At 36.2% G+C, this 12,011-nt stretch carries 9 protein-coding genes and 1 pseudogene; 5 read left to right on the top strand and 5 right to left on the bottom strand.

Annotated elements, in window-relative coordinates:
* The first annotated feature begins 32 nt into the window (after window positions 1–32).
* Window positions 33–1,706 (top strand): AraC family transcriptional regulator, encoded by a 1,674-nt coding sequence (locus OIU80_RS11340; RefSeq protein ID WP_264287114.1) that lies wholly within the window; start codon window positions 33–35, stop codon window positions 1,704–1,706.
* Window positions 1,707–1,793: 87 nt separating this feature from the next.
* Here the strand turns inward: OIU80_RS11340 and OIU80_RS11335 are convergent, their stop codons facing one another.
* A complete protein-coding gene (locus OIU80_RS11335) occupies window positions 1,794–2,021 on the bottom strand; it encodes a hypothetical protein (RefSeq protein ID WP_264287113.1) in 228 nt (75 codons plus the stop codon).
* Window positions 2,022–2,063: 42 nt separating this feature from the next.
* Here OIU80_RS11335 and OIU80_RS11330 point away from each other — a divergent pair.
* Window positions 2,064–2,177, top strand: a pseudogene (locus OIU80_RS11330) (histone H1); the annotation flags it as partial.
* Window positions 2,178–2,233: 56 nt separating this feature from the next.
* On the opposite strand, the gene OIU80_RS11325 reads toward OIU80_RS11330, so the two are convergent.
* The gene (locus OIU80_RS11325) at window positions 2,234–2,842 is read right to left on the bottom strand and encodes a hypothetical protein (RefSeq protein ID WP_264287112.1); all 609 of its coding nucleotides are present in this window, start codon (window positions 2,840–2,842) and stop codon (window positions 2,234–2,236) included.
* Between the two features lie 55 nt (window positions 2,843–2,897).
* A complete protein-coding gene (locus tag OIU80_RS11320; protein WP_264287111.1) occupies window positions 2,898–3,074 on the bottom strand; it encodes a hypothetical protein in 177 nt (58 codons plus the stop codon).
* Between the two features lie 665 nt (window positions 3,075–3,739).
* Here OIU80_RS11320 and OIU80_RS11315 point away from each other — a divergent pair.
* The 3 genes from OIU80_RS11315 (at window position 3,740) to OIU80_RS11305 (ending at window position 10,926) form a co-directional block, all read left to right on the top strand.
* Window positions 3,740–6,763 carry a SusC/RagA family TonB-linked outer membrane protein gene (locus tag OIU80_RS11315; RefSeq protein ID WP_264287110.1) on the top strand — a complete coding sequence of 1,008 codons (3,024 nt, stop codon included), beginning with the start codon at window positions 3,740–3,742 and terminating at the stop codon, window positions 6,761–6,763.
* A gap of 22 nt (window positions 6,764–6,785) precedes the next feature.
* Window positions 6,786–8,243, top strand: coding sequence for a RagB/SusD family nutrient uptake outer membrane protein (locus OIU80_RS11310; protein WP_264287109.1), 1,458 nt, complete (start codon window positions 6,786–6,788; stop codon window positions 8,241–8,243).
* 133 nt (window positions 8,244–8,376) lie between these two features.
* Window positions 8,377–10,926 carry a S9 family peptidase gene (locus tag OIU80_RS11305; protein ID WP_264287108.1) on the top strand — a complete coding sequence of 850 codons (2,550 nt, stop codon included), beginning with the start codon at window positions 8,377–8,379 and terminating at the stop codon, window positions 10,924–10,926.
* A gap of 83 nt (window positions 10,927–11,009) precedes the next feature.
* On the opposite strand, the gene OIU80_RS11300 is transcribed toward OIU80_RS11305, so the two are convergent.
* Complete coding sequence (locus OIU80_RS11300; protein WP_264287107.1) at window positions 11,010–11,282, bottom strand: DUF6520 family protein; 273 nt, start codon at window positions 11,280–11,282, stop codon at window positions 11,010–11,012.
* A gap of 324 nt (window positions 11,283–11,606) precedes the next feature.
* Window positions 11,607–11,882, bottom strand: coding sequence for a hypothetical protein (locus tag OIU80_RS11295; RefSeq protein WP_264287106.1), 276 nt, complete (start codon window positions 11,880–11,882; stop codon window positions 11,607–11,609).
* Between the last annotated feature and the right edge of the window lie 129 nt (window positions 11,883–12,011).

The raw sequence follows: 12,011 nt of genomic DNA, 5'->3' as shown, positions 1-12,011 counted from the left end.
AGAGGAAATAATGTCCCATTTTAATTTACATTATGATTAGAAAGTATCTTTTTTTACTCTCTCTTTGTTTGGGAGGTCAAATCAGCGCACAGAAACTTCATTTTAAAATTCCTGACACGCTGCGAAATAAGGATTATGATTATCTCTTTGAACAAATAGAAGAATCTGAAAAAGACAGTGTTAAACAATCGCTGTATCTTAAATCCTTTCTGGTGAAATCTAAAGTAGAAAAGAATTTCGAAGAGATTGTAAATGGCTATAAAAACTATCTCTACCACTCATCGGAAAATTTAAAACTGGTATATGCAGACAGTATGATCTACACTGCAAAAAAATCAATGGACAATGCTTTGATAGGTTCTGCTTATCTTACAAAAGGAATTGTATACTATTCCTGGAAAAAGCACAATTATGCATTAGATAATTATCTTACTGCAAATAGTTATATTTCTAAAACTAATGACAAGTATTTAATCTATAAAACCAAATATAATATTGCTAACATAAAATACTTTCTTGGATTTTATAACGAGGCAATTGCTTTGTTTAAGGAATGTATCAGTTATTTTAAAAATAATAATGATAGTGGCTATTTGTATTCACTTCACTCTCTTGGGTTGTGTTATAATCGCATTGGAGCCTACAACTTATGTACACAAACAAATGAAAAGGGATTATTGGAAGGGGAAAGATTGGCTAATAATGAAATGAAAGAGTATTTCATTCTTTCCGAAGGAGTTAATCAGTATTTCAGAGGCAATTATGCTTTGGCTATTAAGAAAATAAATCATTCATTACCCGTTATTCAAAAAAGCAAAGGTTTTGCAAATGAGTCTGTTGCGAATTTTTATATTGGAAAAAGCTATTGGGATCTTAAGAAACCCGAACTAGCGATACCCTATTTTCAAAAAGTGGATTCTATTTTTGATGATAAAGGATACATCCGTCCGGATCTTCGCAATAACTATGAATTACTAATCAGTTACTTTAAATCCAAAGAAGATCCTGTATTACAACTTTATTATATTGAAAAACTACTTAAAGTGGATAGCATTTTACACAGTAGATATAGATATGTATCGGGAAGAATTCACAAAGATTATGATACTAAGGAATTATTGGTACAGAAAAAAGGTATTGAAAAATTACTCGATAAAAGAGAACGTGACGGTTTTATTCTTAAAGGGATAGTAGTCCTTTTATTTTTATCTGTTGTCTTTCTCATTTATAAACATATTAAAAACAGGAAAATCTATCGGCAAAGATTTGATGATTTAATGAAAAAAAGTGATGCTACTATTAAAGTTGATTCCAAGAATATAACCAATAGAATAGAAGACATGAATCAAGAAACGGTAACATCGGTCTTAAAGCAATTGGAGAAGTTTGAAGTAGATAAAAAGTTTTTGGAAGAAGATTGGACTTTAGCAAAGCTTGCAGTTACTTTTGGCTCAAACACAAGATATATTTCACAAATAATAGCTACTTACAGAGATAAAAAGTTCGCTGCCTATATCAATGATCTAAAAGTGGATTATTTGATTGCCTTATTAAAGGAGAATAAAAAAGTTCAGAATTATAGCAACAAAGCCCTATCAGAAGAATCGGGTTTTAGCACCACAGAACGTTTTACAAAAGCTTTTTTTTCCAGAACAGGGATGCCTGCATCATATTTTATGGAAGAACTTCGAAAAGAACAATCATAAATTTTTATTAAACCTCAATATTGTTAGCATATTTGCTTAAAAAAATCCACCTCAAAGATACTATTGAGATGGATTTAACTCGTCTCATTACCTAAAATTATTATTGTTTTTGTACTTATACGTAAACTCTGTTGATTTCTTATCTCCCGGCAAATTGTATTTCATCACTATTTCATAATTGCCATAACGCATAAACAAGAAATTACTATTTAGAAAACGGTTCGCAATTGATTCAAGACCAATGTCACCATCGATATAGGCGTTTATAATCTGATTGTTTAAATCAACCCAATCCTGTTTGTAAAGCAATGGCATATTATACTTAAATGGGAAATTACCTTTTGTCCATGTGAGTTACTAATTGAGAAAGGCGTTAAAGCTGCTGGGCCAAGAGCTCGTACATCAAGCATAGAACTTGAGAAATTATTCAAAGAATTTAGAAAAGTTTCTGTAGAAGAATCTAAGAAATAATATTTTTGCTAAACTAATCTAGGTGGGGTTTTGTATTCACATTTGGGATTTAATTATTATAGACTTTTTAGCCTTTTTTCCATTTGTTTTGCGATGAGTATTGAATCTACAGAGATAAAGAATAAAAAACCTATGATCATTGGAACTACTAGTGACCCCATTGTTATAAGAATATCTCCTATGCCTTGAGTTTTAAATTGATTTAAATAGAAATATAAAATAATTCCACCAGTAAAAAAAAATAGAGATAGTGAGATGGCAATGTTGGCACAAATTCTTTCAGTTTTACTTAAATTAATTTTTATTTCTGGACCATTTGAATCTAGGTGTTGTTTTGCTCTCTTGATTTTTGGCCATGTATAGTTTCCGCCTAGTTTATCTTTAAAAGAAATGTATTTCGGTATTGATTTCTCATTTGTATCAATTCCAGTTTGAGAAAAAAAGTACAACTCTTTCACATGAGGCTCAATAAATTTGGTTTTAAAATCTTCATCAAATTTATCAAGCGCAGAAAATGTTTCTAAATCATTTAGTACGTTTTTTAGATTTCTTCTTTGTAAAGAATCAAATAAATTTGATAATGACTGCTTTCCCAGTATAGCTGCAAGTACAGTTCCAGATACAGTTAAGACTGTTTTTATAATATTTTCATTTATTAAATCCATATCATTTTAATTAAGAGATTTTAACTGATTTTTTTAACTTTTTAATTAATTTGCTTTAATATTTTATACCATACTCTTTTTCGAAATCACTAAAAAGCTGAGATAAGGATGTTTCCTCTTTACGGCAAATTTTTATTATAGTCTTCAATGGAGGTATGTACCCTTCTGGAGCATTTGCTATTTTTGTAATGGTAGATGTAGCTAAATCACATTGATTAGCATAATTTGTCATACTGACTTTTTGACTAGCGGGATCTAATTTTTTTGGAAACCACTTTTTAGTAATGTAATTACATAAATTCATGTACATTAAAGCATCACTACTTGAAGTTGTGTTGGAAGGTTTTTTATTTACCACTTTAATAAAAGATTTTAACAAAATAAATCCATTAGGTTGAAAAAATCGTTCGCGATTGCGAACGGTAAAGTTTTTTTAATTATATTTGCTTGAAATCCAAATGGATTGTATTTTTGCGATACTTCTAAATAAAAATATTTGAAGCATTCGCTTTGAATCTCGGATAGAAAACTGGTAATTTTCATTGGAACGAGAGGATAAGTGGTTTTGCTCACGACCATGGCGTGGGCTCACTTGTTGTTCCAGGGTTATACCAGTACCTCTATTCGACATGTTGAGTTTCTGCGCCATTTTTTATTTCTAAAGCAAATCTCTCATTTTTGGATTCTTAGCACCAAATTTTCATTGTTTTTTAGGCTCGTAATAATTTAATTAGTTCAACTAACCAAAATTTAGTACCTATGATTCAACAAAAATGGTAGTCGATACCATACTCCACCTAACTTAACGCACAAAAAATGGCCCTCTAATTCGTCACCAAACTAGTATAGAGGACCGTAGCAAACAAAACAAACGTTTTACTTAACTAACCCAATATTATGAATAATTTTTCATTCTACAAGGGTAGTAAGGCTCTTTATTACCTGATTTTTTTCGGGTGTTTCTTGTCTTTTACCCCTGTTCTAGCAAAAAGTGCACTGCGGCAACTGCAGTCTAACCCCCAACAAAATGTAGTTAGTGGTATCATCACAGATGGTACTAATCCATTACCAGGGGTTACCATAGCTATAAAAAGCAAAGCCAATTCCGGTACAATTTCCGATTATAATGGACAGTACGGAATTATTGCTAATGAGCTCGATACCTTAGTTGTGTCTTTTATAGGTTTCAAAACTGCTCTGATCCCCATAAAAGGACGCCAAACCATAAGCATAGTTTTGGAATACGATACCATGGTACTTCAAGAAGTCCGAGTCAATGCAGGCTACTATACCGTAAAGGAAAGCGAGCGTACGGGCAGTATTTCCAGAATCACATCCAAAGATATCGAAACCCAACCCGTGACTAATGTCTTGGCAACGCTGCAAGGGCGTATGGCAGGAGTTAGTGTTACCCAAACCACAGGCGTTCCCGGAGGTGGTTTTGATATTAAAATTCGCGGGCAAAATAGTATTCGCAGTGATACCAATGCCCCGCTGTATATCATTGACGGAGTGCCGTATGCCAGCGATGCTATTGGGGCGAGTCGAACAGCGACTACATTTCCAACACCAACGAGCCCCTTAAATAGCATTAATCCCGATATGATTGAAAGCATCGAGATTCTAAAAGATGCCGACGCTACTGCCATTTACGGCTCCAGAGGAGCAAATGGCGTGGTACTGATTACCACCAAAAAAGGAAAAGCAGGGAAAACCACTTTTACGGTAACCGCATCAACAGGAGCGGGCAATGTTCCCCGATTTCTAAAACTCATGGATACGGGGCAATATCTAGCCATGCGTAAACAGGCATTTATAAACGATGGTCTTAGCCAGTATGGTCCCTTAGACTATGACATCAACGGAACCTGGGATCAGAATAGATATACTGATTGGCAAAAGGAACTCTTAGGAGGTACCGCACAACTCACAGATTTTCAAGGAACAATCTCAGGCGGATCCGAAACTACACAATTTCTGGTTAGCGCTAGTTACCATACCGAAACTACCGTATTTCCGGGTGAATTTCTCTATAAAAAAGGAGGTAGCCAAATTAATTTGAACCACCGCTCTGAGGATAAAAAATTCAGAATAACATTTTCAGTAGGGTATACCAGCCAAAATAACCAGCTGCCATCATATGACCCCAGTTATGAAGCGCGCTCCTTACCACCTAATGCTCCAGCATTGTATGATGCAAACGGAAATTTAAATTGGGAAAACAGCACCTGGATCAATCCACTGGGCAAACTGGGCTCCAAGTTTGAAACAAAAACGAATGATTTGATTGCAAACAGCGTACTGTCTTATGAACTACTACCTGGATTGCTGCTTAAAAGTAGTTTGGGCTATACTGATTTAAGCACGCATGAAACCCGAATAATCCCTTCCACTACAGGGGATCCTGCTCTTGGAAATGATAGTTCCATTTCGGCGCTGTTTCTAAATAATACCGACCGGTCTTCCTGGATTGTAGAGCCACAAATCAATTGGAAAAAAGAGTTAGGCCTTGGGAAAATGGAAATACTCTTTGGGGCTACCTTTCAAAACCAAATCACCAAACGCATAGAACAATCTGGAAGCGGATTTTCCTCCAATAGTCTAATCTATAATTTAGCCGCTGCAAAAACCATCCGTGTGGTGCGTGATGAGGAAATCCAATACAAATACCAAGCCTTTTTCGGAAGATTAAATTACAATTGGCAACAGCGTTATATTGTGAACTTAACCGCAAGACACGATGGCTCAAGCCGGTTTGGCCCGGGAAATCAATTTGCCAATTTTGGAGCTATCGGACTGGCATGGTTATTCTCTAATGAAAATTTCCTTAAAAGCAATTCCTGGTTCAGTTTTGGAAAACTACGTGGTAGCTATGGAACCACCGGTAGCGATCAAATTGGGGATTATCAGTTTTTAAATACCTATACTACCTCAGGAGTAGTTTATAATGGAGTAATTGGACTCAAACCTTCAAGGCTTTATAATGCCAATTTTGGGTGGGAAACCAATAAAAAACTGGAAATGGCACTCGAACTTGGATTCTTGAAAGATCGCATTTTCACCACAGTGGCATGGTATCAAAACCAATCCTCCAATCAATTGGCAGGAGTGCCGCTGCCTGGAACAACAGGTTTTACACTGCTACAGTCCAATTTAGATGCCACGGTTCAAAATACTGGAATAGAGCTCAGCGTGGGCACGACTAATTTTAAAAGTGATGCCTTTAACTGGACTACGAGTATCAACCTCACTTTTGCTAAAAATAAATTACTTCGTTTTCCGGGATTGGAAAGTTCTCCGTACAGTCAGCAATATCGCATCGGTGAGCCACTAAATATCGTATTGCTCTACAAGTACAAAGGCGTTAATCCCCAAACTGGGATTTATGAATTTGAAGACGTAAATAATGACAGTCGAATATCAGCACCCGAAGACAAACAAACTTTGGTTGATTTAAATCCGCAATACTATGGTGGGATTCAAAATCAACTCAGCTATAAACGATGGACACTGGATTTCTTATTTCAATTTGTCAAGCAAAAAAGCCATAACTACCCGATGGATCCCGCAGGAATGATGTCCAATGAACAAGAAAGAAAAATAAATAGCTGGCAACAACCTGGTGACTCGGGTACCTATCAAATTTATACCACAGGATATAACAGTGATGCGATCACAGGGGAGAGTTTCTACGCGCAAAGCGATGCCGATATTGCAGATGCTTCTTTTATTCGCTTGAAGAACATTGCTCTTTCTTATGATGTACCCTTAAATCTAAAACAGAGCCAGTGTAAAATTATGCTCCAGGGACAGAACCTTTTGACTTTTACTCGGTATAAAGATGGAGATCCGGAATACACCAGTGGGAGTTTTCTGGCTCCACTTAAGGTAATATCTGCGGGGGTACAATTAACATTTTAATTCAACCATTAATCGATTTATTATGAAAAAAAGACATAAAATAAGCAACAGTAATTGGAAAGCTATTCCAAAAACCAGACATACAACTCCCGAAACAATACTTAAAACATTGCTATTGATTGTTGTGATTACTTTTCAGTTCCAATCCTGTGATTCTTTTGTGGATGTTGAACTGCCACAATCACAGCTAATAAGCACAACGGTTTTTGAAGATTATGCGACGGCCAATGCAGCCATGACAGATATATACGCTACCATTCCCAACAAAGGAATCTATACAGGAGCATTGGGCTTGGGAATCTCGAATCAGCTTGGGAATTATGCAGATGAAATAACCAGTACTCAAAATCCAAACAATCCCAGTCTGAATTTTTACAACAACAGTCTTTTGCCTTCCAATACCACAGTAACGGGATTCTGGAATATCACCTATAACCAAATCTATGCTGTCAATGCTGTAATTGAAGGGGTAGCTACAAGTCAGAATCTCACTATGGAACAGAAAGAACAGCTAACAGGGGAAGCTCTTTTTATTCGCGCGTTACTGCATTTTCATCTGGTAAATATCTTTGGAGATGTGCCGTATATAACCCAGACAGATTATAAAAAAAACAGCACCGTCTCAAGAACACCTATTGGGGAGATATATCAAAATTGTATTGTTGATTTGCAAAATGCCATTGCTGTTTTGCCCGATCCTGCCCCTACGAGTGATATGGAAAGAGTACGTCCCAATAAGGCGGTAGCGCAAGCCTTGTTAGCAAGGGTATATCTATATAACAAATCCTATCCCCAAGCGGCTAATATGGCTTCGGCAGTACTAAATCGAGAAGCATTATATGCATTAGAACAAAATATGACCAAGGTCTTCTTAATTGGCTCTAAAGAAACGATTTGGCAATTGCAGTCTGGAAGTGCCGGACTCAATACAACAGAAGGCGCTTTCTTTACTTTTATCTCGGGACCTCCTCCTTTAATTTCCCTGAGTGAGAATCTGGTGAATTCTTTTACGGGGAATGATTTGCGTAAATCCAACTGGATAAGAGCAATTTACAATGGAACAACAACCTGGTATCATGCCTATAAATACAAAGAAAGCAAGTCGACCTCGGTTTCAAAAGAATATACTATTGTCTTTCGTCTGGCAGAACAATACCTTATACGGGCAGAAGCACGTGCTGAGCAAGGGGACTTTATAGGCGCTAGAGAAGATTTAAACAAAATCAGACACCGTGCGGGACTCTCCGATACAACGGCTTCGTCACAACAAGAAATCCTCAATGCTATCCTAGAGGAAAGAAGATGGGAGCTTTTTACCGAACGAGGCCAACGTTTTTTTGATCTAAAACGAAGCGGAAAACTCGATAGCACCCTAACAGGATTAAAACCAGGCTGGAATACCACCGATAGTTTATTTCCTATTCCACAAACGGAACTAAATACAAACCCTAATCTGCTTCCTCAAAATCCAGGATATTAAATAAAAAATCATGACCACAAATCATTTAAAAAATAGGACTGCAAAGAATCTGCTTGATTTTTTGTCCCCTATAGTAGTTTTATTTCTATTTTTTATTTTGCCATTAGTAGCCTGTCCCTTATGGGGGCAGGTGGTGCAAAAAAAACAGCTAACGGTTGCGGATTATCATTTATGGGGAACAGTAGATTTGGACAGAGTCTCCCCGAATGAGGAATGGGCGAGCTACAGAATGACCTATAATACGGGGAGGGATACTTTATTTGTCCGAAACATTCGGAGCAATAAAACATACCACTTTGCTGGTGGTACCCACTCGCTTTTTACAAAGGATAATATTTTTATATGTCTTAAAGCAGAAGAACTACAAATTCTAAATGTAGCAACGGGAAAAGCAGAAACGATACAAAATGTTATAGAATACACGTACTGCTCTGAAACAAATCAGTTAATTATTCTTATCAAATCAGCGCAGGGTACTGCTACAGGCAAGTTAGTTGTTCGATCTCCGGTGGGAGAAATTACAAGAGAAATTACTGATGTGACTCAATTTTCATTAAGTCCCAAAGGGCATCAATTAGTTTATGCCACCTTTTCAAATAATAAAAATATGCTTATATGGATTGACCTTAAAAAGATAAATAAGAAAAAATGGCTTAAAACGGGTAGTACAGCTCCTTTTAGTGATTTTGCATGGCAAAAAGAAGGGCATGCTTTGGCCTTTGTTGTACAGTCCGATGATGGGACCCATAATTCGCTTTGTTATTATATGTTAGAAAAGGATCAATTATATCAACTAGATCCAGAGACTGAGCCCAATTTTCTGGATAACACCACTATAAAGACTAATCCTTTCTATAAGATATTGGTGTCTGACGATAGGCAAAAACTCTTTTTTAGTATTACAAGCCAAACACTTCCTTCAAAAACTAAACCCGATTCCAATGTAGAGATTTGGAATGCCAATGACAAGTGGGTTTATCCGCAGCAGCAGAAAAACGGGAATTTTGAAAATGGAGAAAAAGTGGCTTTGTGGTTGCCTTTGGAGAACCGTTTTACTGCTATTACCTCAATCGAACTTCCAAGTGTTATGCTCAGTGGAGACCAGCAGTATGCTATTTTATCCAATCCAAAACAATATGAACCTCAATTTGAAGAAGAAGGTCCAAGAGATTACTATATCATGAATCTTAAGACATTTGAAAAGAATATTTTTGTAAAGAAACAGTCCAGTGATTACCCATATATTATTCCTTCACCAAGTGGAAAATATGTAGCTTACTTTAAAGAAAATAATTGGTGGGTTTATAACATTGCTGCCAAGACTCATACCAATATCACGGGTACTATAGCTAGTGAATTTACTGCAAAAATACGACAGCTCGTTCCCGAAACGGCTTGTGGCAACCCCGGATGGAGTGTCGATGACAAAGCCATTTTGATTTACGACCGTTATGATCTATGGGCTATTAGACCTGATGGCAGTGCCTCAAAGAGACTTACTCATGGACGAGAATCAAAAATCAGGTATCGTATAGCTGAAGTTCCAAATGAAAGACCACTGAAGTTTATTTATGATGGGCTAAAAATAGAAAGCTTTGATATCACTAAAGAATTACTCCTTAGAGCGGAAGGAGAAGATGGAAAAACAGGTTATTTTAGATGGAGCAGCAATCAGGGAGAAAAACCGATTGCCTATACTGACCGATACATCGATCAACTGAATTATGTCTGGCAAAAGAAAAAGATCTTCTTTAGGGAACAAAAAAATGATGGAGCTCCGCAATTGATGGAGCAAAGTGCTGTTTCAAAACCTAATTCTTTTTTTCAGAGTAATCCACAACAGAAAAAATATTTTTGGGGCAAATCAGAATTAGTAGAATATCAAAATTCAAAGAATAAGAATCTAAAAGGAGTCTTGTTGTATCCTGCCAATTATGATCCTGAGCAAAAATACCCCATGATTGTGCATATTTATGAGATTCAGTCCGATCTGTTGCATCACTACACTAATCCAACATTGTATAATGAAAATGGTTTTAATCCAACAGTTTTTACTACACAGGGCTATTTTGTATTTTTTCCGGATATTGTACTTGAAAATGGAAATCCTGGGATCTCTGCAACCGATTGTGTCGTTACTGCAACAAAAAAAGTTATTGCCAAAGGGATTGTAAACCCGGATAAAATTGGAATTATTGGTCATTCGTTTGGAGGATATGAGGCCTCATTTGTGATCACCCAAACCAATCTTTTTGCAACTGCCATTGCCAGCGGAGCAATTACGGATTTAAACAGTTTTTACCTGACTATTAATCAAAAATCCGGACAACCCGAGATGTGGCGCTTTCAAAGCGAACAATGGCAAATGGGGAAAACACCTTTCGAGACTCCTTTAGTCTATCAGGCAAATTCTCCTATCGCTCATGTTCAGAACATCAAAACACCCGTTCTGCAATGGAGTGGTAAACAAGACAAACAAGTAGATCCGCATCAGACTATTGAATTTTATTTGGCACTTCGTAGATTGGGTAAAAAAAATATAACATTATTTTATCCAAATGAGAGTCATATTCTCACCAATGCGACAAACCAAAAAGATCTTACGATTCGTATGCAAGAATGGTTTGACTGTTTTCTAAAAGATATGCCTCCTGCTATGTGGATTAAAGAAGGGTTAAAGTAGGTATTAATAAATGAATTTAAAAGATAATGCAGTTCCAGATATGGAACTGCATTATCTTTTTACCACCAGTTTAATAAGACCAATTAGGGACGATATAAAGGTTGTACACAATTGCCACCATCCTCTTGCTCATAAGCTACTGCCCCTGAAGCACCATTTAAACGGCAAAGAAAGGGTGATATATCTCCACAAGCCACGGGAATATTAATACATTGATTTTGAGAATTAGCAATGTATCCTACCATTGGTCCATTACTTTCAGATGCGTTTTGCATTAAAGTGGTTGCAAAAGCTCCCGAAATTCCCAACACTGCAACAGCGAAGGGCATCATGTTTTTTAAAAATAACGTTTTCATATTTTCATATTTTAAATTGTACTTTGAGCTATTTTTTCTATAAGTTCTCCATCTAATTTCTCATACAGATGGGAATGTTTTAATGCTTAGCTAGCATATAATTTAGTCGCTTTTTATCTCATTTGTGCCTATCATTTCTCAAACCAAAAACAGGACCAATCCTATTCAGCTATTATAGTATAGATATTTTCTAAAAGAGCAATCACCAACCTGGTAATTGATTAAATAGGAACTAAATTACGAGTTGGTAATCAGCTTAATAAGAAACAATGCAATTCTGGTGATGGAACTGCATTGCTATAACAAATACTTTAGCAAGAGCAATCAAGGACGAAACAAAGGTTCTATACAATTATCATCATCCTCTTTTTTATAGGCTATAGGCCCTGTAGTACCATTTAAACGACATAAAAAGGGCTTAGGTATTGTTTCACAAGCCACGGGAGTATTAATACATTTATTTTGAGAATTCGCCAAATATCCCACGATTGGTACTTTATTTTCAGGTATGCTTTGTATCGAAGTGGTTGCAAAAGCTCCCGAAATCCCCAATGCTATCACGGCAAATGGCATGCTGTTTTTTAAAAATAACGGTTTCATACTATTAGATTTTAAGTTATACTTTAATTTGTTTTTTTCTATAGGTACTTGAGCTAATTCCGAATACTAACAGGCATATTTTAATACTTTATCAGTATATAATTTAGTCGCTTTTTACCTCATTTGTGA

This window comes from Flavobacterium frigoritolerans (assembly GCF_025847275.1).
Taxonomy (GTDB): Bacteria; Bacteroidota; Bacteroidia; order Flavobacteriales; family Flavobacteriaceae; genus Flavobacterium; species Flavobacterium frigoritolerans.
Note: the sequence above shows the minus strand (reverse complement) of the source record. Positions and strands in the feature narration are given on the sequence as shown.

Bases quoted from the DNA above. Each gene is read 5' to 3' on its own strand.
- OIU80_RS11340 (WP_264287114.1), top strand. From the start codon at position 33: ATGATTAGAAAGTATCTTTTTTTACTCTCTCTTTGTTTGGGAGGTCAA.
- OIU80_RS11295 (WP_264287106.1), bottom strand. From the start codon at position 11,882: ATGAAACCGTTATTTTTAAAAAACAGCATGCCATTTGCCGTGATAGCA.
- OIU80_RS11320 (WP_264287111.1), bottom strand. From the start codon at position 3,074: ATGACAAATTATGCTAATCAATGTGATTTAGCTACATCTACCATTACA.
- OIU80_RS11335 (WP_264287113.1), bottom strand. From the start codon at position 2,021: ATGCCATTGCTTTACAAACAGGATTGGGTTGATTTAAACAATCAGATT.
- OIU80_RS11310 (WP_264287109.1), top strand. From the start codon at position 6,786: ATGAAAAAAAGACATAAAATAAGCAACAGTAATTGGAAAGCTATTCCA.
- OIU80_RS11300 (WP_264287107.1), bottom strand. From the start codon at position 11,282: ATGAAAACGTTATTTTTAAAAAACATGATGCCCTTCGCTGTTGCAGTG.
- OIU80_RS11315 (WP_264287110.1), top strand. From the start codon at position 3,740: ATGAATAATTTTTCATTCTACAAGGGTAGTAAGGCTCTTTATTACCTG.
- OIU80_RS11325 (WP_264287112.1), bottom strand. From the start codon at position 2,842: ATGGATTTAATAAATGAAAATATTATAAAAACAGTCTTAACTGTATCT.